Source organism: Streptomyces sp. NPDC001668 (assembly GCF_042893155.1).
Classification (GTDB): domain Bacteria; phylum Actinomycetota; class Actinomycetes; order Streptomycetales; family Streptomycetaceae; genus Streptomyces.
The window spans coordinates 142,793-165,654 of the sequence record NZ_JBIAUQ010000018.1 but is presented as its reverse complement, the minus strand read 5'-3'; the positions used below and the strand labels follow the sequence as shown (position 1 = coordinate 165,654).

The 22,862-nt window shown below is 72.7% G+C and carries 19 protein-coding genes; 10 read left to right on the top strand and 9 right to left on the bottom strand.

Annotation, left to right across the window (positions count from 1 at the left end):
• Nucleotides 1-152: 152 nt before the first annotated feature.
• A complete protein-coding gene (locus tag ACFYZ8_RS38630; RefSeq protein WP_388533304.1) occupies nt 153-1,061 on the top strand; it encodes a peptidoglycan-binding protein in 909 nt (302 codons plus the stop codon).
• Here ACFYZ8_RS38630 and ACFYZ8_RS38625 read toward each other — a convergent pair.
• Nucleotides 1,010-1,375: a hypothetical protein gene (locus ACFYZ8_RS38625; RefSeq protein WP_388533306.1), complete on the bottom strand. Its 366-nt coding sequence runs from the start codon at nt 1,373-1,375 to the stop codon at nt 1,010-1,012. The genes ACFYZ8_RS38630 and ACFYZ8_RS38625 overlap by 52 nt on opposite strands.
• 74 nt (nt 1,376-1,449) lie before the next feature.
• Here ACFYZ8_RS38625 and ACFYZ8_RS38620 point away from each other — a divergent pair, with 74 nt between their 5' ends.
• The gene (locus tag ACFYZ8_RS38620; protein ID WP_388533309.1) at nt 1,450-2,427 is read left to right on the top strand and encodes an ABC transporter substrate-binding protein; all 978 of its coding nucleotides are present in this window, start codon (nt 1,450-1,452) and stop codon (nt 2,425-2,427) included.
• A 23-nt stretch (nt 2,428-2,450) separates the two neighbouring features.
• Here ACFYZ8_RS38620 and ACFYZ8_RS38615 read toward each other — a convergent pair whose 3' ends face one another.
• The 4 genes from ACFYZ8_RS38615 to ACFYZ8_RS38600 form a co-directional block, all read right to left on the bottom strand.
• On the bottom strand, nt 2,451-3,608 hold the full coding sequence (locus tag ACFYZ8_RS38615; protein WP_388533312.1) for an FAD-dependent oxidoreductase: 1,158 nt from the start codon (nt 3,606-3,608) through the stop codon (nt 2,451-2,453).
• 136 nt (nt 3,609-3,744) lie between these two features.
• Nucleotides 3,745-5,109 carry an FAD-dependent oxidoreductase gene (locus tag ACFYZ8_RS38610; RefSeq protein ID WP_388533314.1) on the bottom strand — a complete coding sequence of 455 codons (1,365 nt, stop codon included), beginning with the start codon at nt 5,107-5,109 and terminating at the stop codon, nt 3,745-3,747.
• 169 nt (nt 5,110-5,278) lie between these two features.
• On the bottom strand, nt 5,279-7,873 hold the full coding sequence (locus ACFYZ8_RS38605; RefSeq protein ID WP_359029093.1) for a SpoIIE family protein phosphatase: 2,595 nt from the start codon (nt 7,871-7,873) through the stop codon (nt 5,279-5,281).
• A 276-nt stretch (nt 7,874-8,149) separates the two neighbouring features.
• The gene (locus tag ACFYZ8_RS38600; protein WP_388533318.1) at nt 8,150-11,257 is read right to left on the bottom strand and encodes a SpoIIE family protein phosphatase; all 3,108 of its coding nucleotides are present in this window, start codon (nt 11,255-11,257) and stop codon (nt 8,150-8,152) included.
• Between the two features lie 190 nt (nt 11,258-11,447).
• Between ACFYZ8_RS38600 and ACFYZ8_RS38595 the strand changes: the two genes are divergently transcribed.
• From ACFYZ8_RS38595 to ACFYZ8_RS38575, 5 genes are all read left to right on the top strand, one after another.
• Entirely contained in the window at nt 11,448-12,089 is a 642-nt protein-coding gene (locus tag ACFYZ8_RS38595) for a PAS domain-containing protein (protein ID WP_359029091.1), read from the top strand.
• 11 nt (nt 12,090-12,100) lie between these two features.
• Nucleotides 12,101-12,631, top strand: coding sequence for a hypothetical protein (locus ACFYZ8_RS38590; protein ID WP_388533321.1), 531 nt, complete (start codon nt 12,101-12,103; stop codon nt 12,629-12,631).
• Nucleotides 12,632-12,848: 217 nt separating this feature from the next.
• Entirely contained in the window at nt 12,849-14,651 is a 1,803-nt protein-coding gene (locus ACFYZ8_RS38585; RefSeq protein WP_359029089.1) for an acyl-CoA dehydrogenase, read from the top strand.
• Between the two features lie 114 nt (nt 14,652-14,765).
• Nucleotides 14,766-15,119 carry an ArsR/SmtB family transcription factor gene (locus ACFYZ8_RS38580; RefSeq protein ID WP_388533325.1) on the top strand — a complete coding sequence of 118 codons (354 nt, stop codon included), beginning with the start codon at nt 14,766-14,768 and terminating at the stop codon, nt 15,117-15,119.
• The gene (locus ACFYZ8_RS38575) at nt 15,112-15,750 is read left to right on the top strand and encodes an SRPBCC family protein (protein ID WP_388533328.1); all 639 of its coding nucleotides are present in this window, start codon (nt 15,112-15,114) and stop codon (nt 15,748-15,750) included. The genes ACFYZ8_RS38580 and ACFYZ8_RS38575 overlap by 8 nt, the downstream gene beginning before the upstream one ends.
• Nucleotides 15,751-15,765: 15 nt before the next feature.
• On the opposite strand, the gene ACFYZ8_RS38570 is transcribed toward ACFYZ8_RS38575, so the two are convergent.
• A complete protein-coding gene (locus ACFYZ8_RS38570; RefSeq protein WP_388533331.1) occupies nt 15,766-16,401 on the bottom strand; it encodes a lipoprotein in 636 nt (211 codons plus the stop codon).
• 75 nt (nt 16,402-16,476) lie between these two features.
• Here ACFYZ8_RS38570 and ACFYZ8_RS38565 point away from each other — a divergent pair, with 75 nt between their 5' ends.
• On the top strand, nt 16,477-17,271 hold the full coding sequence (locus tag ACFYZ8_RS38565) for a maleylpyruvate isomerase family mycothiol-dependent enzyme (RefSeq protein ID WP_388533334.1): 795 nt from the start codon (nt 16,477-16,479) through the stop codon (nt 17,269-17,271).
• 127 nt (nt 17,272-17,398) lie between these two features.
• Nucleotides 17,399-17,926, top strand: a complete 528-nt coding sequence (locus ACFYZ8_RS38560; RefSeq protein WP_388533337.1) for a hypothetical protein — start codon at nt 17,399-17,401, stop codon at nt 17,924-17,926.
• A 61-nt stretch (nt 17,927-17,987) separates the two neighbouring features.
• Here the strand turns inward: ACFYZ8_RS38560 and ACFYZ8_RS38555 are convergent, their stop codons facing one another.
• Genes ACFYZ8_RS38555 through ACFYZ8_RS38545 form a run of 3 tightly spaced genes read right to left on the bottom strand, consistent with a single transcriptional unit; the run spans nt 17,988 to nt 21,515 of the window.
• Entirely contained in the window at nt 17,988-18,551 is a 564-nt protein-coding gene (locus ACFYZ8_RS38555) for a hemerythrin domain-containing protein (protein WP_359029083.1), read from the bottom strand.
• A gap of 52 nt (nt 18,552-18,603) precedes the next feature.
• The gene (locus ACFYZ8_RS38550; RefSeq protein WP_388533339.1) at nt 18,604-19,053 is read right to left on the bottom strand and encodes a hypothetical protein; all 450 of its coding nucleotides are present in this window, start codon (nt 19,051-19,053) and stop codon (nt 18,604-18,606) included.
• Nucleotides 19,050-21,515 carry a molybdopterin oxidoreductase family protein gene (locus tag ACFYZ8_RS38545; protein WP_388533342.1) on the bottom strand — a complete coding sequence of 822 codons (2,466 nt, stop codon included), beginning with the start codon at nt 21,513-21,515 and terminating at the stop codon, nt 19,050-19,052. The genes ACFYZ8_RS38550 and ACFYZ8_RS38545 overlap by 4 nt, the downstream gene beginning before the upstream one ends.
• A gap of 138 nt (nt 21,516-21,653) precedes the next feature.
• Here ACFYZ8_RS38545 and ACFYZ8_RS38540 point away from each other — a divergent pair, with 138 nt between their 5' ends.
• Nucleotides 21,654-22,844, top strand: a complete 1,191-nt coding sequence (locus tag ACFYZ8_RS38540) for an amidohydrolase (protein WP_388533344.1) — start codon at nt 21,654-21,656, stop codon at nt 22,842-22,844.
• The last annotated feature ends 18 nt before the right edge of the window (nt 22,845-22,862 follow it).

The following is a 22,862-nucleotide window of genomic DNA, read 5'->3' as shown; positions in this document are numbered from 1 at the left end:
GGGGCCGTGCCCGCCGCTGTTCATCTCTGCTTCACGAGGAGTGGCCGAATCTCGGCCCCGTGGAAGCCGTGGTTCCCGATGGATACCAGTTGTGGAATTTCCGCGCGGCATATCTGTCTACGATATGAAGATCGTACGGAGAGGGAACGCGCGTGAGTGAACCACCAGTCCTCGTCTGCCCGGAGTGCGGGGCGCCCAGGGCGGCGGACGGCACTCCCTCCTGCACCTGCGCGCACCGCGCCTCCGAGGCCCACCTGGAGTCCCGTACGGCCGAGGCGGCCGCCGCGGAGGACTTCGATCCCGTGCGCATACGGCCCTTCGTGGAGGTCGGCGAGGAACCGGCGGACCCGGCCTCGGATCCCGAACGGCCGCTCCTCACCGGGGACTTGAACGACATCACCCTGTCCGGTGCGGCCGCCGGCGGCGAGGCACCTGTCGAGGAGTCGCCCGCTGAAGCCCGGGCCGACGGTGAACCGGCCGGTCGCGGACGGCGGACCGTGGTCGTCGCCGGGGCGGGAGCGGCCGTCGCCGTCCTGGTCACCGGCGGATTCGTCGGCGGACTCTTCAGCTACGACGGCCCCGCACGGGACGGTTCCGTGGCCGGCGGCGTGCGCGCGGCCGTGCCGGAGGCGGCGCCGTCGTCGAGCGGCCCGTCCGTCACGGCTTCCTCCCCGACGGCGACCCCGACGCAGTCGTCCGTGCCGCCCTCCTCCTCGCCGAGCGCGGAGTCCAGCGCCAGCGTGTCCCCGACGGGCACCACCACCCCGAGCGGCCCCCCGTCGAGCGCCGCCGCCACCGCCACGGTGGTCCCGAGGCCGACCGTGTCGAACGGTCAGCCCCCAGTGCTCGGCCTGGGCGACCAGGGACCCGAGGTCGTCGAACTCCAGCTCCGCCTCCGGCAGGTCGGCCTCTACGACGAGGAGGCCGACGGCGACTTCGACGAGCAGGTCCAAAGCGCCGTCCGCACCTACCAGGTCAGCCGCTTCGTCCTCCAGGACGACGCCGGCGTCTACGGCAAGGCCACGCGCGCCTCGCTCGAGTCCGAGACGTCGGAGCCGTGACCGCTGAGGGCTGGAGTCCGGTGCCCGTCGCGCGGGTGGGCCCGGTCGTAGGGGCGGGGGCAACCGGACGGCGAGTACGGGAGGCAGTGGGCCGGTGACCCCGGACCGGCCTCGGTGGCACGGGAGTTGAGTGCGGCGGGATCGCTGTCGCGCCAGTGGCCGCCGGCGATCCCGTCCTCCAGGGTGTGCAGGGCGGCGATCTGCTCACCGGGGCTGAACGTGCAGTGGCCCGCGCTGTCGACATAGCGCTCCTTGGGCGCAGTCCGTTTTGCTGCGGTCGGGGGACTGACACCGGCGAAAGTAGGCGTGTACATTGCGGGCGTCAATGATGTGCACAACGTCAGTGGACGGGTCGTGAGGCGTACTGCCGCCTCGTCAGGAGGGCCCCATGCGAAGGCGCTTGCTCGGACTTGCCGTTGCGGTGGTGACCCTCGCGGGTGCCGCCGGATGCGGATCGTCCAACTCCGGGAGCGGCGGCACGTCGTCCGCGGGCGGAGCGAAGAAGACGCAGGTCACGGTCGGTGTCATCCCTATCGTCGACGTGGCGCCGCTCTACCTCGGGCAGAAGAAGGGCTTCTTCTCCGCGCGGGGGATCGACCTGAAGATGGTGACCGCGCAGGGTGGCGCGGCGATCATCCCCGGGGTGGTGAGCGGTCAGTTCCAGTTCGGCTTCAGCAACACCACGTCCCTGATGCTCGCGCAGACCAAGGGCGTTCCGGTGAAGTCCGTGGTCAACGGGGCGGCTTCCAACGGCAAGGTGGGGGCCGACGTCACCGGCGTCCTGGTGAAGAAGGACAGCCCGGTGAAGTCCGCGAAGGACCTGGCCGGACGTACCGTCGCGGTGAACACCCTCCAGAACATCGGGGACACCACGGTCCGTGAGTCGGTGCGGGAGGACGGCGGCGACCCGGCGAAGGTGAAGTTCGTCGAGATCCCCTTCGACCAGATGCCCGCCGCGCTGGACGGCGGCCGGGTGGACGCCGCGTGGATGGGCGAGCCGGCCCAGACGGTCGCCAAGGCGCAGGGCGCCCGGGTCATCGCCTCGCCCTTCGCCGAGACCGACCCGAAGCTCACCGTCGCGACCTGGTTCACCTCGACGAAGATCGCGCAGCAGAATCCCGCCCTGGTGAAGAACTTCACCGAGGCCATGACGGAGTCACTGCGGTATGCGACCGGCCACCCGGACGAGGCCCGCCAGATCCTCACCGCCTACACCAAGATCAGCGGCGATGTGCTGTCCAAGCTCATCCTGCCCAGCTGGCCGGCCCAGGTCGACCTGGCCTCACTGGAGAAGCTCGCCGCGCTCGGTGAGCAGGACGGCATCTTCGGCGGCAAGAAGCCGGACGTCCAGGCGCTGTTCTCCTGAGGGGCGGGACCCCAAGGCCGGGTTCAGAGGGGGCGCCGCTCGGCCCAGAGGTCCGCGCCCCACTCCAGGAGCCGGGCGAGGTCCTCCTCGGAGGGGCGGGCGGCGGCCGAGGGGGTGTGGGTGCCCCGGGAGATGTTGCCGCTGACGGTGATGTTGTGTTCGACGCGGGGGCGGCGGAGCCTCTCGTAGAGGTCGAGCGCGGCTTCCGTGTCCGGCGCGTCCCGCAGGGACTTGGCGAGGACGACGGCGTCCTCCAGCGCCATCGAGGCACCCTGGCCGGTGGCGGGGGAGGCCGCGTGGGCGGCGTCGCCGATGAGCAGCCTCCGTCCCGAGCGCCATGGGGTGCCGGTGGGGATCTCGGTGGCGTTGGTGACCATGAGGTCGTCGCCGGTGGCCGCGACCAGGCCCGCGGCCGGTGTGGGGTCCTTGCGCAGGAGCGGCAGCAGCAGGTCGCGCCGGCGGCCGGGCGTGCCCTGCGCCAACTCCTCGGCGGACAGCGGGTCGCCGGTCACCCGGGCGAACCAGTACGTCTCCCCCTCGGGCGACACCGCGTAGCCGAACGCGGCCCCGCTGCCGCGGACCATGGTGATGCAGGCGTCCGGTCCGGGGCCGGACGCGGCGCGCGTGTAGCCGTAGAAGACGTACTGACCGGCGGGGCAGGGATGCGTCCCGGGTGAGATCGACTGTCGTACGGCGGAGTTCAGGCCGTCGGCGCCGATCAGCAGGTCGCCGCTCGCGCGGGTGCCGTCGGTGAAGTGGGCGGTGACTCCGTCGGGCCCGTCCTCGGCGGAGGCGAGCCGTGCGCCGTGCCGGACGCGGATGCCCCGGCGCCGGGCCTCCGACTGGAGCGCGGTGTTGAGGTCGCCGCGGCGCAGGCACCGGTAGTGCAGGAGCGGGTCCGTGACCTCGCCCATGGGGGTGTGCGCCAACTCCTTGCCCGTGTCGTCGAGGACCCGCAGCGAGGTCAGCGGGAAGCCGATCGCGGTGACCGCCGCGGAGGCGTCCAACTCGGCGAGGGCGCGCATGCCGTTGCTCGCCAGCGTGAGGAACGCGCCGATGTCCTCGGCCGAGTCGGGATGGGCCTCGTGCACCGCGACCTCGAGGCCCGCCTTGTGCAGTGCCAGAGCCGCCGCCGTACCGGCGATACCGCCGCCGATGACCAGTACGCGTGCCACACCCACCCCGTCCGTCCCGCGTCGGCCCGCACGGTCGTACGGACACGAAGGGAACGACGGGGCGGCGGCGAGGGTTCCGTGCACAGCGACGCCGGCCGCACCGCCCTGCGGGGCTTCGGCACGACCGGCGTCGCGTGTGGGATCAGGCGCCGCTCTCGCGCAGCATGTCCTCGCGCTCGACGAGCTTCACGCGCTCGCGGCCCTGGGGCTCGCCCAGTGCCTTCTCGGCGGCGTCCAGCTTGTACCAGCCCTCCCAGGTGGTGAAGCGGACGTTCCGCTCGGCGAGGAACGCGTCCACGGCCTCCGGCTCGGGCGAACCCGGCGTCTGGAGACGGTTGTTGGCGAAGTCGTCCAGGAGGTTCGACACGGTCTCGTTGGCGTCGCCCTTGGTGTGGCCGATCAGGCCCACCGGACCGCGCCGGATCCAGCCGGTGACGTACGTCGACTGGAGGTGCTCGCCGCTCTCCTGTATGACCCGGCCGCCCTGGTCGGGGACGGTGCCCGAGTCGATGTCCCAGGGCAGCTTGGGCAGCTTGTCGGAGAGGTAGCCGACCGCGCGGTAGACCGCGGTGACGTCCCAGTCCTTGAACTCGCCGGTGCCCTTGACGTTGCCGGTGCCGTCCAGGGCGGTGCGCTCGGTGCGCAGGCCGACGACCTTGCCGTCCTCGCCGAGGATGTCGGTGGGCGACTCGAAGAAGTGCAGGAACAGCTTGTGCGGGCGGTCGCCGACATCGCGGATCGCCCAGTTCTCCAGGGTCTTGGCGACCATGTCGGCCTGCTTGTTGCCGCGCCGGGTCTCGATCGAGCCCTCGTCGTAGTCGATGTCCTCGGGGTCGACGATGACCTCGATGTTGGGGGAGTGGTCCAGCTCCCGCAGCTCCATCGGGGAGAACTTCGCCTGCGCCGGGCCGCGGCGGCCGAAGACGTGGACCTCCAGGGCCTTGTTGGCCTTCAGGCCCTCATAGACGTTCGGCGGGATCTCCGTCGGCAGGAGTTCGTCGGCCGTCTTGGCGAGGATGCGCGCCACGTCGAGGGCGACGTTGCCGACGCCGAGCACGGCGACCTTCTCGGCCTCCAGGGGCCAGGTGCGCGGCACGTCCGGGTGGCCGTCGTACCAGGAGACGAAGTCGGCGGCGCCGTACGAGCCGTCGAGCTCGATGCCCGGTATGCGCAGCTCGCGGTCGGCCGTCGCGCCCGTGGAGAAGATCACGGCGTCGTAGAACGCGCGCAGGTCGTCCAGGTTGATGTCGGTCGGGTAGTCGACGTTGCCGAACAGCCTGATCTGCGGCTTGTCGAGCACCTGGTGCAGAGCCGTGATGATGCCCTTGATCCGGGGGTGGTCCGGAGCCACGCCGTAACGGATCAGTCCGAACGGGGCCGGCATCCGCTCGAAGAGGTCGATGGAGACACCGGGCTCGGTGGCCACATCTGACTTGAGCAGCGCGTCGGCGGCGTAGATCCCGGCGGGGCCGGCTCCGACGATGGCTACCCGCAGGGGGCGGGGCATGGTCAGGTTCCCTTCGAGCGGTGACAGATCAACTCGGGGGAAGCCTAAGCTAAGGCAAGCCTTACCCGGTACGCGGGTCCGATCTATGGACTCATAAGATCACCTTATGAGTGGCGAAGTGAGTGGCGAAGTGAGTGGCGACATGAGTGGCCAAGCACTCGAACCCGGGTCACGTCAGCGGCTGTTCCGCCCAGATGACCTTGCCCGCCGGGGTGTACCGGGTGCCCCAGCGCTCGCTGAGCTGGGCGACGAGGAACAGTCCGCGGCCGCCCTCGTCGGTCATGGCCGCGTACCGCAGATGCGGTGAGGTGCTGCTGGTGTCGAACACCTCGCAGATCAGCGTGCGGTCGAACAGCATGCGGACGTGGATGGAGTCGCCGCCGTAACGGATCGCGTTGGTGACGAGCTCGCTCAGGATCAGCTCCGTGGTGAACGCGAGGTCGTCCAGGTTCCAGCGGGCGAGCTGCCGGGACACGGTCGCCCGTACCTCCTTGACGGCCGCCGGGTCGGCGGGGACCTGCCACTCGGCGATCCGGTCGGGGGCGAGCGCGCGGGTGCGGGCCACGATCAGGGCGATGTCGTCGGTGGCGCGGGCCGGCGGCCGCGCCTCCAGTACGGCCCGGCAGGTGTCCTCGGGCGAGGGGCCCGCCTGCTCCAGGGCGGTGCGGAGCAGCTCCAGGCCCACGTCGATGTCGTGCTCGCGGTCCTCGACGAGCCCGTCCGTGTAGAGCACCAGTCGGCTGCCCTCGGCGAGTTCCAGGTCGGCCGTCTCGAACGGCAGGCCGCCCAGGCCGAGCGGGGGCCCCGCGGGCACGTCGGGGTACTCGACGCTGCCGTCGGGGTGGATGACGGCGGGCGGCGGATGGCCGGCCCGGGCGATCGTGCACAGCCGGGACACCGGGTCGTAGACGGCGTACAGGCAGGTCGCGCCCGTGACCGGGGAGTTGCCGCTCTCCTCGGCCTCGTCCTGGTCGATCCGGGCCACCAACTCGTCCAGCAGCGCGAGCAGTTCGTCGGGCGGCAGGTCGAGTGCGGAGAAGTTGTGCACCGCCGTGCGCAGCCTGCCCATCGTGGCCGCGGCGTGCAGCCCGTGCCCCACGACGTCCCCGACCACGAGCGCGACCCGCGCACCGGACAGGGGCAGTACGTCGAACCAGTCGCCGCCCACCCCGGCCTGCGCGGGCAGGTACTTGTAGGCGATGTCCAGGGCGTCCTGCTCGGGCAGGCGGCGCGGCAGCAGACTGCGCTGGAGCGTCACCGCCATGGTGTGCTCGCGGGTGTAGCGGCGGGCGTTGTCGATGGAGACCGCGGCCCGGGTCACGAGCTCCTCGGCGAGGGCGACCTCTTCGGTGTCGAAGGGCTGGGGCTTGTCCGAGCGCCAGAAACTGACCGTGCCCAGCACGAGGTTGCCGGCCCGCAGGGGAACGGCGATCAGCGAGTGGATGCCGTACTCCATGACGTGGGCGGAGCGCTCCTTGTCCTGGGCGTGCCATCCGGTGGCCTCGGCGAGACGCGGCTCCAGGACGGCCCGGCCGCTGCTGATGCCACGGGCCTGGGGGGCGGAGTCGACCAGGGGGATGCGCTCGCCGACCTTGAACAGCGGGGCGTCCTCACGGATACCGCTGAGCGCGGTGCGGCGCAGGGTGCTCGCCGCCTCCGGCTGACCGCCGCTGAGCACCGCGTCGAACAGGTCTACGGTGGCGAAGTCCGCGAACCGCGGTACGGCGAGCTCGGCCAGCTCCTCGGCGGTGCGGGTCACGTCCAGGCTCGTGCCGATGCCGACCGTGGCGTCGTACAGCATGTCCAGGCGCTCGCGGGCCACCTCGGCGCGCCCGGACAGGGCGCGCAGCTCGGTCGAGTCGCGCAGGGTGGCGACGCTGCCCGGCGGGCCGCCCTGGATGTCGGTGGGCCGCTGGTTGACCGCCAGGAGGCGGTCCTTGACCCGGTGCACCTCGTCGGTCGCGACCCGCCCGGAGGCCAGCAGACCGGCGGTGTCGGCGGGCAGCGCGAGGTCGAGGACGTGCCGGCCCTCGGCGTCGGCGGGCAGGTCGAGCAGTCGGTGGGCCTCGTCGTTGGCGAGCAGCAGCCGGCCCTCGCCGCCGACGATCAGCACACCCTCGCGCACGGCGTGCAGGACCGCGTCGTGGTGCTCGTACATGCGGGTCATCTCGTGCGGGCCCAGGCCGTGTGTCTGGCGCAGCAGCCGTCTGCTGACCAGTGCCGTGCCGCCGGTGGCCAGGGCGAGGCCCACGGCGGCGGCCGTCAGGAGCAGCGGCAGCTGCTGGTCGGCGGTGCCGCCCACCTTCGCGGTGGTGATACCGGCCGACACCAGGCCCACGACCTTCCCGTCCTCCGCCTTGACGGGGACGACGGCCTGCACGAGCGGTCCGATGGTGCCCGTGATGTCCTCGGTGACCACCTGCCCGGCGAGCGCGGGGGCGATGTTCCCGACGAACTTCTTGCCGATGCGGTTCGGCTTGGGGTGCGTGTACCGGATGCCCTCGGTGTTCATGACGACGATGAAGTCCACGTCGGTCGCCAGCCGGGCCGCCTCGGCGCGCGGCTGGAGCACCGCCGAGGGGTTCGGACCGCTGAGGGCCTCGGCCGTGCCCGGGGCGTTGGCGAAGGCTTCGGCCACGGCCACCGAACGGTTGCGGGCCTCGGTGTGGCTGTCGTGCCGCACCTGCAGCACCAGCGCCACCACGGCGGCCACGACCAGCAGCAGGACGATCACGACCTGAAGGACGAAGACCTGTCCGGCCACGCTGCGTCCGCCGACCGCCGCCCGCAGGGCTCCTTGCCGCCGTCGCGTCCGGGCTCCGTCGCGCTCCACCCGCGTGGGCGAACCGCCCCTCAACGGGCCTTCATCACGGTCGGGAGCGGGGTCGGGTGTCTGCGGTGGGCGGGGGCCGCCGGGGCGACGGGCCGGCCCGCCCCCGGAGCGGCCCGGGAGTCGGGCCATGTGCCCATGTCTACACTGCCGCGCCCCGGGAGGCGAGAGGCGTCACAGGGTGTGACAGAACATGAACACAGACCCTCCTCACGCCGACCCCGAAGGCGCCGACCCCGAAGGCGCCGGCCCCGAAGGCGCCGACCCGGAAGGCGCCGACCCCGCAGGCGCCGACCGCCGGGTGGCGAGCAGCAACGCGATGTCGTCGGGGCGGTCCACGGCGTGCCGGGCGGTCGCCGTGAGCCGGTCCGCCACGCCCGCCAGGAACCGCCCGCCCGGCCGCGCGGGCGGAGCCCCGGCCTTGGCGAGGGCCACCCGCAGCGCGGTGATCCCCTCGTCGATGTCGCTGCCGGGCCGTTCCACCAGCCCGTCCGTGTAGAGCGCCAGGATCGCGCCGGGCTCCACCTGGAGCTCGGTGACCGGGTAACGGGCGCGCGGGTCCACCCCGAGGACGACCCCGCCGGGCAGGTCCAGGACCCGGGTGCGCCCGTCGGGGCTGCGCAGCAGGGGCGGCGGATGCCCGGCGCGGGCCGCTCTGGCCACCCCCGTGGCGGGGTCGAGCCGGATGTAGCAGCAGCTGGCGAACAGGCCGGGATCGAGGTCGGTGAGGAGATGGTTGGTGCTGCTCATGACCTCGTCCGGCGGCCGGTCGCCGAGCGCGAACGCCCTCACGGCGCTGCGCAGCTGGCCCATGGTGGCCGCCGCCTGTACGCCGTGCCCCTGGACGTCCCCGATGACCAGGGCGAGCCCGTCACCCGACTCGACGACGTCGTACCAGTCCCCGCCGACCTCCATCCCCGCGGTGCCCGGCAGATAGCGGCCTGTGGTCTCCAGCAGGGGGTGCGCCGCCAGGCGGCGGGGGAGAAGCGCCTGCTGCAGGCCCCGGGCGAGAGCGGTCTCCGACTCGTAGCGCTGCGCCTTCTCCATGGCGTGCGCGATGAGTCCGGCCAGCGCGGTGAGCACGGTGCGGTCTTCGGTGGAGAAACTGCGCTGCCGGTCGAAGCCGAGGATGCACGAGCCGACCGGACGCCCGGAGGCGATCAGCGGCAGGAACACGCGGGCGCCCTCCGCCGCGTCCAGGGCGATACCGGGGTAGGCGGCCGTCAGCTGTTCCATCGAGTCGAAGAAGAGGGGGCGCCCGGTGGTGAGGGTCTCCACCCCGGGCAGATGCGCGCGCAGGTCCACGCCGTCGAAGGGCGCGAGGAAGCCCTTGGGGAAGCCGGTCTCCCACTCCAGGTACAGATGCCGTTCCTGGAGCAGGTAGATCGCGAGCCGGCGGCCGCCGAACGCGGGCAGCAGCTCGCGCATCACGACGGCGGACACCTGCCGGGCGGTGACGGCCTCGGTCAGGGCGATGGCGAGCGCGATCGGCCGGTACAGCGGCGCCAGCCGGCTCACGCCCGCCTCGGACGCCTCGGCGGCCCCCTGCCCGGCGGGACTGTCCGTCACCCGGCTCGCGGGCCGGACCGTACAGGTCAGCCGGTCAGGGCCGGGGTGCACGGACAGGGCGAGCCAGTCGCCTTCGTACGGCTGCGGGGCGGATTCGGCGTCCGGGGAGGGCGAGGGTGGCTCGGTGCGCCGGGTGGAGGGGGGTGGGCGGGTGTCCTGGGGGGCCGGCGGTGTTGTGGTGTGCGGGGTGGCCGGCGTTGTGGTGTGGGGGGTGGCTGGGGCCGGCGCGGCGGGCGAAGCGGGTGAGGGCGGGTCGGCGCGGTGGACGGCGGGCGGCGCTCCGGCGCCGGGAGCGGGTACGGGTGAGTCGGTGTCCTGAGGGGACGGGGGCGGCTTGGTCGCGTGGTCGGGTGAGGACGGCTCGGCGTGGTGGGGCGTGGGCGGCGGCCCGGGGTCTCGGGCGGGCGCCGGTGAGTCGGTGTCCTGAGCGGGCGGGTGCGGCTCGGCGTGGTGGGCGTCCGGGGAGGACCCGGTGTCCTGAGCGGGAGGGTGCCGCTCGGCGTGGTGGGCGTCCGGGGAGGACCCGGCGTCCCGAGCGGGCGGGTGCGGCCCAGCCTGCGGAGCGCTCGGCGGGGGCCCCGCGTCCCGAACGGATCGCGGTGACCCGGCGTCCTGCGTGGTCGGCCGTGTGCCGGGCTCCCGCGCGGACGGTCGTACGAGATGGAAGTGGACCGGGTCCGGGGTCAGGAGGGCCGCCCGCAGGTGGTCCTCGAAGTCGGGGCGGGCCAGCCACGGCACGGCCTCCCACAGGTCGCGGCCGACCAGCTCGGCGCGGGGGCGGCCCAGAAGCTGGGCGGCGCGCGGATTCGCGTAGACGACCAGGCCCAGCCGGTCCACGCAGAACACCCCGTCGGGCAGCAGGTCGGCCGCCGAGTCCGCCGTGGGGGCGGGCCCGGGGGCCACCACGACGCCCCGGACCGCGGGCGCGGCGGGCGGGTCGTAGGCGCTCCACAGGTCCAGCAGGCGCAGCTCGCCGCCCTCGGCCCGCAGGTACAGGGGCAGGGCGGGAGGCCGGCCGGTGGCGGTGTCCCGCAGGGTGGCCAGGATGCGGTGGGCGTCGGTGGGGGCCACGGCCTCGGCGAACGCCTCGACGGTGCCGGGGAACTCGCTCGGCGGCACGCCCAGCAGGGTGTGCAGGTCCTCGTCCAGGGTGATGCCGCCCGCCTCGGGGTCCCAGGCGAAGCGTCCGGCGCGTCCCACGGAGGTGGAGGCGGTCGGTGGCCGAAGACAGACGGGCTCGCCGTCCCAGGCGACCTGGTCCGGGTCTCCGTCCTCCAGGCCCCGCAACGCCTCGCCCAGCTCACGGGCGAGGCGCACCACGCGGTCGCGCTCGGCCAGTACGTCGGCGGCGTCGGTGACGGCGGGGCGCAGCACGGTCAGCACACCGTAGGTGGTGGAACCGCCGACGACCGGCACGTAGAGCGAGCCGAACTGGAACGGCAGCCCGGCGGCGAACTGCGGGTAGCGGCGCATGGTCTCGGTGGCGTTCGGCAGGACCACCTGGAGGCCGAGCCGGTAGGCGTCGGCGACGGGGAAGGGCCGGTCGACGTGCAGTCGCCACCAGGGGCGGAACAGCGGACCGGGCAGCCCCGACAGAACGGCGAGCCGCAGCAGTCCGGGCGTGCGGGAGCGCAGATAGACCCCTCCGGCGTGGCCGCCGGCCGCACTGACCGCCTCCGTCGAAGCGTCGATCAGAAGTGCCGCCAGCCGCCCTGCCGTCGAGTGTGGGTCTTCGACGCTCCCAGTCATCGGCCCTACCTCGTCCGTGCGCCGTCCCGCGGGCGACACAGCAAGAATGCGCCACGAAGGCGCCGGTCCGCACCCGGGCGGCCCATATGTATACCTCGCTCACCGTGCTGGACAACCGCAGAGCGCACTCTTAGGCTGACTGTCCAGATCTAGATAATCAGTCTATTTGTGCGGAGGGGGCGGAGTCCCGGTGGCGAAGGGCGGGCATGACGGTGCGGACGAGCACCTCATCGGCGAGGCCGAGAAGATCGCCGTGGCGCTCGGCCGCATGTTCCCGGGGCTGTGCGAGGTGGTGCTGCACGACCTGCGGGACCCGCGGCACGCGATCCGGGCGATCGAGAACAGCCTCTCCGGCCGCCGGGTCGGGGACTCCGCGACCGAACTCGGACTGGCCCGCATCGCCGACCCGGGGTACCCGAGCGTCATCCAGAACTACCCGAACCGGTTCCCCGACGGCCGCCCGGCCAAGAGCACGTCCATCGGGATCAAGAACGAGGCCGGTGAGTACATCGCGGCCCTGTGTCTGAATCTCGACGTGTCGGTGCTGTCACCCGTCACGCTCGCCCTGTCCAACCTGGTGGCCACCGACACCGAGCACCGCGAGCAGCCCATGGAGACCCTGCGGGACCGCACCACGCGCGAACTGCGCCAGGCGGTGGAGGAGTTGGCCGCCGAGCGCGCCGCCACCCCCCGCTCGCTGAGCCGACAGGACAAGAAGGCGCTCGTACGGCGGCTGCACCAGGACGGGTACTTCGACTCGCGGGACGCCGCCCAGACCATCGCGGACCTGCTCGGGGTGTCCCGGGCGACCGTCTACAACTACAGCAAGTGACGGGCCCTCTCATGACCTCTGTGACCCCTGTCGGCGGCTTCAAGAGCTCCGTCGCGCGGACCCTTGCCGATCCCGACACCCCGTTCGCCGTCGTCGACGTCCACAAGGCCAGGCGCAACGTCGAGCGGCTGGCGGCCAGGGCCGGGCGGCTCGGTGTCGGCCTGCGGCCCCATGTGAAGACCGCCAAGAGCCTCGACGTCGCCGCGCTCCTGCACGAAGGAAGTCCGCCCTGCCCGGTCACCGTGTCCACCCTGGCCGAGGCGGAGGCACAGGACCAGGGGTACGGCCTGGTCGCCGACCTCGACGGCAACCTGGTCCCGGGCCTGGTCATGACGGCCGCCAGCCAGGAGCACGGCACCCTCACGGTCCGCGACTGCGCGCGTCTGCCCGACCTGCCCATCGGCACCCGCCTGCGCGTCCTGCCCAACCACGCCTGCGCCACCGCGGCCCAGCACCACGGGTACCACGTCGTCGACGGCACACGGCCCACGGCGGGCGCGCCGGTCGTCCAGGCCTACTGGAGCCGCGTCAGCGGGTGGTGACCGGTCGGCAGGTCGAAGCCGACACGCCGAGGGCTCGGCCCGAGTTGCCCGGACACGCAGGCGTAAAGTGCGGCGTGGGACGGGAATCACCCTTGTGCAGATGGTGGCTTGTGGTATTAGAGAGGCTGTTTAAGGGGTAACTACCACCACGCGCAGGTGTTCAATCGTGGGGATGATCATGATGTGATCAGAGCGTGCCACGGGCTACGTTGCGGCGGTGATCACCTCTCAACTCCCCGTAACGACACCCCCGCTGACCGAGACCGCCGCGATCCGGCACCTCCTCTTCGACACGCAGGCCGAGATCCACGAACCCTGGCGCCGCCTGTTCAGCTCCGACGTGTTCGCCTATCACGAGGGGCTGACGCACCAGGAGCGCACGGAACTGTCCTATCAACGCCTGCGCACGGTGAACGCGGCGGTGCCCGATCCCCAGGCCCTGGCCCGGGACCCGGTCGCCCTGAGCGCCCTGCACGAGTGGGCCGGGGTGGCGGACGCCGGCATGACGACGCTCGCCAGCATCCACTACAACCTGTTCCTCGGCAGTCTGCTCGAACACGACCACGAGGGCCGGGACCTGGGGCCGTACCTGCGGATGGAACGCATCGGCACCTTCCTGTGCACCGAGCAGGCACACGGCAACGACGCCCCCCAGCTGGAGACCACCGCGACCCTGGACCGGGAGACGGGCGGCTTCGTGCTCACCACCCCGACGCGGGGCGCGCGCAAGTGGATGCCCAACACCTCCGTGGCGGGCGGCCCGAAGGACGCCCTGGTCGCCGCGCGTCTGGTGATCGACGGCAAGGACCAGGGCGTCTTCCTCTTCCTGACCGCGCTGACCGACGCGAACGGCCGCCATCTGCCGGGCATCGAGGTGGAGCTGCTGCCCCAGACCGCCAGCAGTCCGGTCGACCACTGCGCCACCTCCTTCCACGGGGTACGGCTGCCGCGGACGGCCATGCTCCAGGGCGAACACGGCCGGCTGACGGACGAGGGTGAACTCGTCTCCTGCCTGGGAAGCCCGCGAAAACGGTTCCTGCGGTCCATCGGCCGCGTGACCATGGGCAAGCTGTGCATGAGCGCCTACAGCCTCGGTGTGACCCGGCACGCCCTGACCGTGGCGGTGCGCCACGCCCACCAGCGGGTCACCTCGGGCATGACCAGCGGGCAGCGGGTGCCGCTGTTCAGCCACCGCACCCACCATGCCCCGCTCGTGGAGGCGCTCGCCACGACCTACGCCGCCACCCTGCTGCAGCGTGCGGTCGTACGGCGATGGGTGCAGGCGGCGGAGGGGGAGCGCGAGGAGGCCGAGCGGCTGGTGGCCGTCGCCAAGGGCTGGATCACCTGGCAGGCCCGGTCCGTGATGACCGAGTGCCGCGAACGCTGCGGCGCCCAGGGCCTGTTGCTCTCCAACGGCATCGCGGGACAGCTCGCGGCCAACGAGGGCACGATCACCGCGGAGGGCGACAACACCGTCATCTGGGTCAAGGCGGCCGGAGAGATGCTGCTGGGCGGGTTCACCCCGATGCCGCTCAGCGAGATCCCCCCGGCCACCCGGACCCTGCACGATCCGGCCCATCTGCACGATCTGATGGGGGACCTGGAACGAATACGCCACGAGCGGGCCCGGGTGCGCCTGCGCGCCAAACGGGCCGGCTCACCCCTCGACCGCTGGAACGGCGCCTCCGGCGCGGCGCTGTCCCTGGTCGACGCCCACGCCCACCGGCTGGCCGCCCAGGAACTCCTCGCCGCGGCCACGCAGTCCGCCGACCCGCAGGTGGGCCTCCTCCTCGAGCACCTCCACCGGCTGTTCACCCTGCGGTACATCGCCGCGCACAGTGGTGAACTGCTCGCGCACGAGCGGCTGACGGCCGAGCAGGTGCGGTACCTGCCGGAGGCGCTGGAGGCCACCGTCGCGGCGCTGGCGCCGCACGCCCTGACGCTCACCGACGCCTTCGCCGTGTCGGAGGAGGTCGCGGCGCGCCATCCCATGCTGCGACCCGAGGCGGTTCCCGCCTGACCGTCTGCCTCACCTCCTGACCTGTCGGCACAGGCCGGGGCCGCGGAACACTCCGCGGCCCCGGCCTATTTGTAAGCCTTGGCTTATATAAGCGAAAGCTGGCATAGTGGCCGTGTGCACGCGTTCGACGTACTCGGGGATCCGGTCAGGCGCCGGATATTGGAACTGCTCGCCACCGGCGAGCAGGCGTCGGGCGAGGTCAGTGCCGTGATCCGGGACGAGTTCGGGATCTCCCAGCCGGCCGTCTCCCAGCATCTGAAGGTGCTGCGGGAGAGCGGGTTCGCCTCCGTCCGCGCCGACGGCAACCGGCGGCTGTACGCCGTCGAGGCCGCGCCGCTCAAGGAGGTCGACGCCTGGCTGGAGCGCTTCCGGGGTTTCTGGGACCAGCGGCTCGACGCGCTCGGAACGGAGCTCGCGCGAGGCAAGCGCGAGCGCAGACTGCAAGGAGAGGTGAGCGAGCATGAGTGAGATCGCCGACGCGATCAACCGTATGCACCGGCGGGTCGGCACCCGGCAGGTCGAGGCCGGCGAGGCCCGCACGGTCCTGTTGCGCCGTACCTACGACGCCGAGATCGCCGACGTGTGGGACGCGGTGACCTCCCCCGAGCGGATCGCGCGCTGGTTCATGCCGGTCAGCGGCGAGCTCAAGGTCGGCGGCCGCTACCAGCTGGAGGGCAACGCGGGCGGCGAGATCCTCGACTGCGTCGAACCCGAGAGGCTGCGGGTCAGCTGGCTGTACGGCCCCGACCCGGGCTTCAGCGAGGTCGAGGTGCGCCTCACCCCCGAGGCCGGGGAGCGCACGGTCCTCGAACTCGAGCACGTGGCCGTCGTACCGGACGACTTCTGGGACCAGTTCGGGCCCGGTGCCGTCGGAGTCGGCTGGGACCTGGGGCTCTACGGGCTCGCCCTGCACCTCGCGGGCGGCGGCCTCAGCAAGGAGGAGGCCGCTACCTGGCACACCACGCCCGACGGCAGCGCGTTCATCACCGGCTCGGGCGAGGGCTGGGGCGAGGCGTACGCCGCCTCCGGCGTGGACCAGGAGACGGCGACCAGGACGGCGGCCGCGACGATCGCGTTCTACACGGGCACGGAGGCCTGACGCCGCGGCCCCGTGTCAGGCGGTGTGCACGGTGCGCCGCGCGAGCTCGTACGCCGGGAGCATCTCCTCGTGCTCCTCGGTGTCGAGTCCGCCGAGGTGCACCACCACCGGCCCGTCCGGGGTGGTGACGGCGAAGGCGCTCTCCTTCTTCGTCTCCTCCAGGAGTTCGCTCGCGTACAGGTACTCGACCTCCACTCCCGGGAGGCCGCCCGACGTGAAGGTCCGGTACTTCTCCCCGCTCACCCCGTCCTCGGCCGCGACGAACGCCTTCAGCACGGTCCGGGCGTCCGCGTCACCGGGCTTGCCCGCCCATACGCGCAGGAAGCCGATGTTGCCCGCGGGCTTCGCGTCGATCTCGCAGACCAGGGTCACGGGCCCCTGGCTCAGCGGCGCCCGCACCGCCTCGGCCTTCCAGCTCTTCGCCGTGCCGAAGGTGACGGGCAGCTCGCAAGCCGAGCCGGGACCACCGATCGTGCCGCCGGCCCTGCTCGCGGCCGCGCCGTCGGCGCCAGAGGCCTCCGCCGTCGCCGACGCGCGCGCGGACCCCTTCGAGTCGTCCTGCTCGGCGGCCTCCGAACAGCCCGTCAGGACACCCGCCAGCAACGCCGCATGGGCCATCCGAAGCCCTGTGTTCCCCGCCCTGACCAGCATGGCCGTGTCTCCTCTGCGCAGTGGTGGTACTCGAAGGAGTCAGGTTAGGTGGCAGGGACGACGAATCGTGCAGCGATGGGGGAAGCGTTGTTGACCTTCGACGAGTACCGCGACGCGATCGTCGACCAGACCGGCCTGCTGGCCCGACACGTCAAGGGCGCCGATCTGAGCGCTCCGGTGCCCACGTGCCCCGGCTGGGACCTCGGTCGGCTGCTGCGGCACGTGGGCGGCGACCACCGCTGGGCGGAGGAGATCGTACGGACCCGGGCCACCGGGCCGATCGACGACGACTCGGTCAACGACCCCGCCGCCTACGCCGACCTCGACGACTCCACCCTCGGCGACTGGCTCGTGGAGGGCGCCGTGCGACTGGCCGGCACCCTGTGCGCGGCCGGTCCCGGCGTACCGGTGTGGACCCCCGCCGACGAGCAACTGGTCGAGCAGTCCACGCTGTTCTGGGCCCGGCGCATGACGTACGAGACCCTGCTGCACCGGGCCGACGCGGCGCTCGTGACCGGTGCGGAGTTCGTGGTCGAGGAGTCTTACGCGGTGGACGCCGTGGAGGAGTGGCTGGAGTTCTCGACCGTTCCCGAGGCCTACGAACCCCGGCCCGGCGTGGCGGAGCTGCTCGGGCCGGGGCGGACCCTGGGCTTCGACGCGGGGGCGGCGGGGGAGTGGCTGCTGGACCTCACCGGACGGCGGCCGGTGTGGCGGCGCGGTTCCGGCGAGGCCGCGGTGAGGGTGCGCGGGCCGGTCACCGACCTGCTCCTGTTCCTCTACGCCCGCCCGGCGCGCGGTGTCGAGACGCGAGGGGACTCGGAGCTGCTGGACCTGTGGCTCGGGCGCACCCGGTTCTGGCTGGAGGCGTAGGCGCGCGAAGAGGCCGGTGTGGCCGAAGCCACGTGCCTGGGGAGGCCGGAGCCATGTCGTCCCGGCGGGACCGCGGCTACCGTTTCGCGCAGTCCCCTCTCCCACCAGCACCTCGGGCGGCCCGCCAGTGCAAGCAGATCTCTCCCCGGTCATCGCGGCGACCGCCTACTGGCTGACCCGCGCCTATCCGCCGGCGGGCGGCGCCCTGGCCGCCGCGCTGTGCGAGGTGCAGGCACGGCAGGCCGTGACCGCCGCCGCCTGGCTGCGCTATCCGACGGCGATGGACGCCGCCCTCGTCGGCATGGCCGGCCCGGGCGGCTCCGCCCGCCTCGACTGGATCACCGGCGCGGACGGCACCGAGGACCGGGACGCCGAGGACCATGCCTGGCGCACCTGGGTGGACGAGGTCGTGGCCAGCTGGGCGGCCTGTCTGCTCACCGACCCCGGACTGGCCGCACGGGCGGTGGCGGAGATCGCGGAGGGCGAGCACACGACGGGCTCACCGGCCGTGTTCCGCCGTCTGCTCGCCCCGGACGCGGCGGACCGGGACGCCGCGGCCCTGCTCCGCCATCCCGACCTGATCGCGTCGGTGGCCGGGCTGCACCGGGGCGAGCTCCTGGACCGACTGGGATCGGACGAGGCGCTCGCCGCGTGACCGGCGTGCCCCGCGGCCCGGGAAGGGCGGCGCGGGGCGAACCGGACGTCCTTGCCGATCCTCAGGCGCCCTTGCCCCGGCCCGACAGCGCGTCGCGCAGCCGGTCGACCAGGCCGGTCCCCGGAGCGAGCAGCTTGTTCGCCGGAGGGGTGTCGGGGGCCGACGGGTGCGGGCGGGTCGGCGCCGTCTTCTTGGCACGGCGCACCTTCTCGCCCAGCTCGTTCAGCTCCTTCTCCGAGCACGCGACACGCAACTGCGGGAAGAGGGTCTCCTCCTCCTCGGCGATGTGCGAGCGGACCTCGGCCATCAGCTCGCCCACGATCCGGTCGAACTCGGGATCGTCCGCCTCGCGGCCCTCCAGGTCCTTCATCAGCTGCTCGGCCTTGGAGTGGTCGTCGATCTCCCGGTCCGCCATGGTGTTCCCGTTGACCAGGTGCTCCCGTACCGCGGGGTAGAGATACTCCTCCTCCGCGACCGAGTGCCGGATCAGCTCCATGGTGGCCTGGTCGGCGTACACCTTCCGCTTCTTGTCACCGGGCGCCAGCGCCTCGATCTTCCCGAACAGTTCCTCGACCTCGTGGTGATCGGTCACCAGCTCGTCGATGACGTTTCCTCCGTGTCCCATGTTCTTCCACCTCCGCCCCCCGAGTGCCCTCAGTCTCACGCTCTATGCCTGGTCACAGGCTTGTCAGGAGCTGTGGGGACAACTGTTTGATCAAGGTGTTGGTCCAGCGCATCTGGCGCAGCGTCCGCGGGTGGCAGGCCGACGCCAGGTCGAGGAGCCGTTCGTCCCGGGTGGCCTGGGCGGCCTGCGCGAGCATCTCCCAGTGCAGGGAGTTCTCCGTGGCGGCCAGGTGCAGGGTCCGCAGGTCGTGCAGGAGCAGCAGCCCCTCCGGTCCCGCGCCGGACAGGGGCTCGGTTGCGTCGTCGTCGAGCCGCAGTCCCTCGGCCGCGGCAAGCTCGGCGAGCCGCCCCGCATGCTCGCGCGACCAGTCGGCGAGGTCGGTGGCGACGTGGTGGACCTCGTGTTCCTCGGCGTGCCGTTCCGCCACGGCCACCAGGTCCCGCGCCAGCCGCCGCTCCCCGTGGTGCAGGGCGCGCAGGGTGTGGGCGATGCCGTCCTTCATGGCGTGCCTCCCGGCACAGTGTCCTGGGTCGCGTACGCCTGCCGGCCGCCGGTGGTGGCCGGTACGGAGCCGGCGTCCGAGGGCGCCGAGGCCGTGGTGGTCGGCGCGGGCGCGCACCGTCCGTCAGCGCGGGCGACGAGGGTGAGCGCGGCGGCCGCGGTCTTGAACAGGGGCTGCTTGGAGGCGGGGTCCCAGTCGGTGACCGTCGTCTCGTTCGCGGCGCGTCCGGGGCCGCCGCCGTCCGGGCCGTCGCCCTCCTTGGTGTCCCAGTAGCCGTAGTGAAAGGGCGCGAACAGCAGCCCCGGCCGGAGGTCCGTCACCCGCAGCCGCGCCTCCAGGGCGCCGCGCGGGGTGGCCACCCGGACGAGATCGCCCTCGCCCAGCCCCAGTCGCACCGCGTCCGCCGCGCAGACCTCCACCCACACCTCCGGCGCGGCCTCGTCCAGCTGGGCCACCCGGCCGGTCTTGGTCCGGGTGTGGAAGTGGTAGAGCGTGCGCCCCGTCGAGAGCTGGAACGGGTACCGCTCGTCCGGCATCTCGTGCGGCTCGACGTACGCGGCCGCCTTGAGTACGGCCTTGCCGTCCGGGTTGAGGGAGCGGTACTCCACCGGGTCCACGGCGGCCCCGGTCTCCAGGTCCTTGCCGTAGCTCTCGCAGTCGTCGGGGTGGGCCCAGGTGATGCCGTCCGTGTAGAGCCGTTCGGTGCCCTGAGGGTTCGCCTCGGTGCAGGGCCACTGGATGCCACCGGCGTCGCGCAGCCGGTCGTAGGACAGGCCCGTGTAGTCGCAGGGGCGGCCCGCGCTGCACCGCTTCCACGCCTCGAACGCCTCCTCGGGCTCCCGCCAGCCGATGAGCGGGCCGCCGTCCTTGTCACGGAAGTCCATGCGGCGCGCGAAGTCCACGAAGATGTCCAGGTCCGGCCTGGCCTCGCCGGGCGGCTCGACCGCTTTCTCACACAGGTGGACGGTCCGGTCGGCGTTGGTGATCGTGCCGGTCTTCTCGCCCCAGGTGGCGGCGGGCAGCACGACGTCGGCGAGCCGGGCGGTCTCCGTCAGGAACAGGTCCTGTACGACCGTGAAGAGCCGTTCCTGCGCCAACAGGGCGCGGATACGGGCCAGTTCGGGCAGGGAGACCGCCGGGTTGGTGCCGCTGATCCAGAGCATGCCGATCGAGCCCTGCTCGGCGTAGCGGAACATCTGCATCGCGTGGGTGGGCGGCGCGAAGTGCGGGATCGTGGACGGGTCGACGTTCCACACCTTGGCCAGGTCGGCCACGTGGGCGTCGTTCTGCCAGTTGCGGAAGCCCGGCAGATCGCCGTCGGCTCCGCACTCGCGGGTGTTCTGGGCGCTGGGCTGGCCGTTCATCTGGAGCACACCCGCGCCCGGGCGGCCCAGCATCCCGCGGATCAGGTGCAGGTTGTCGACCTGCACGGCCGCCGCGGTGGCCTGGTGTGCCTGGTAGACACCCTGGAGGACCGTGGACAGCAGGGCGTCCGCCGTACCGATGAGCTCGGCCGCCTCGATGATCCGCGACACGGGCACGTCGCAGATGTCCGCCGCCCACTGGGGCGTGCAGGGCGCGACCCGCTCGGACAGCTCCTCGAAACCGACCGTGTGCGCCTCGACGAAGTCGTGGTCGACCCGGTCGTGCCGGATCGTCTCGTGCAGCAGGGCGTTCAGCAGCGCCACATTGGTGCCGACCCGCGGCGCCAGGTGCACGGCGGCGTGCCGGGCCACCTGGGTCGGGCGCGGATCCACACACAGCAGCCGCGGCGGGTCGCCGCCCGCCAGCCGGTCCAGGACCCGCGACCACTGCACGGTCTGCGTCTCGGCCATGTTGTGGCCGAACAGCGCGATCACGTCGGCGTGGTCGAGGTCGTCGAAGCTGCCGGGCTGGCCGTCGCAGCCGAAGGACTCCTTCAGCGCCTCGGCCGCGGTCGCGGTGCACAGCCGCGTGTTGCCGTCGAGATGATTGGTGCCGATCCCCGCCCGGGCCAGCACCGCGAGCGTGTAGTACTCCTCCAGGAAGAGCTGTCCGCTGGTGTAGAAGCCGATCGAGCCGGGCCCGCGCTCCTCCAGCAGCTCACGGGTGCGCGCGGCCACCAGCTCCATCGCGGTGTCCCAGTCCGTCTCCACGAGATGCCCGCCGCGCCGTACCAGCGGCCTGGTCAGCCGGTCCGACGAGGCGTTCGCCTGCCAGCCGAACAGGTCCTTCGGCCCGAGCCTGCCCCGGCTGACACGGTCCGCGGCCCGTCCCCGCACGCCCGCCATCCGGCCGTCGACGACGGCGATGTCCATGGCGTCCCCACCGGAGTGCAGCAGCGACGCCGCCGCCACCCACCTGTGCACCGCCGCGGGCTCCACGCCCTCCGCGAGGTACCCGTCCACCCTGGACGGCCAGGTCTCGTGGCGCCCGTACGGCGTCCGGTCACCCCAGGGATCCGCGATCCGGTCCGCCCTCATGGAGGCCTCCCTGACGACTGCCGACGACCGCTTCTGAGTACCCCCGCCCCGGTACCGGTAACGGTGCCCGGGTGTAAGGCGGGCCCCTCGAAGGAACCCGCACCAGGACGCAGGCGTACGACGTTCTGGGAGGCCGATGTGACCGACGCCGTGGACGAGGTGCTCGCGCGAGTGCGCGGAGAGGTGGCCGCACGGGCGGATCGGCTGTGGGACATGGCACGGATGCTGCACTCCGACCCGGAGTACGCCTTCGAGGAGCACCGGGCGGCCGCGCTGCTGTGCGGGGAACTCGAATGGGCCGGGTTCAAGGTCCAGCGGGACGTCGCCGGACTGCCCACCGCGTTCACCGCCCGCTCCGGCACCAGGACCCGCCCCGCGGTGGCCCTGATGCTGGAGTACGACGCCCTGCCCGGCCTCGGCCACGCGTGCGGCCACAACCTGATCGCCGCGGCGGGCCTGGGAGCCGCCCTGGCCGCACGCGCCGTGCTGGACCGGGACGCGGGCACCGTGTGGGCCATCGGCACGCCCGCGGAGGAGGGCGGCGGAGGCAAGGTCGCCGAGACCGAGGCCGGGCTGTTCGACGACGTCGACGCGGCGCTGATGTTCCACCCCGGTGTGCACAGCTGGCAGTGGGCTCCTCTGACCGCGCAGGCCCAGTACCGGGTCGGGTTCCGCGGACGCGCCGCCCACCCGACCGGCAACCCCACCGAGGGCATCGACGCGCTCGCCGCGCTCATCCAGCTGTTCAACACGCTGGCCGTGATCGGGCGCAGACTGCCCGAGGGCTCGCACGTGCAGGGCATCGTCACGGACGGCGGCAAGGCGACCAACATCGTCCCCGAGTACGCGGAGGGCCTCTTCGGGCTCCGCGCGCTGACGACGGACGCCCTGGAGGACCTGGCCGGGGAACTGCTGACCTGCGCCCAGGGGGTGGCGCGGGCGACGGGCACGACGGTCACGGTGGAACGGGCCACCCCCCGCTACGAGCACTTCCGGGACAGCACGGCGCTGTCGGCTCGGTTCGCCCGGCACCTGGCGGCGACGGGCATCGAGATGACCCCGCCCGCACCGGGCGTCTACCTGGGCTCCTCCGACGTCGGCAACGTCAGCGGACGGGTGCCCGCCATCCACCCCTTCGTGGCGATCATGGAGGAGGACGGTTCGGACCACACTCCCGAGTTCGCCGTCGCGGCCGGCTCCGAGCGCGGCCGGCAGGTGATGCTCGCGGCGGCGGAGGCGCTGGCCTGTACGGCGGTGGAGGTCCTGCTGCGCCCGGAGCTGCGGGACGAGGCGTGGGAGGACCACGACCGGGCGTCCGTCCGCGGCTGAGGGGGCCGCGCAGCGGGT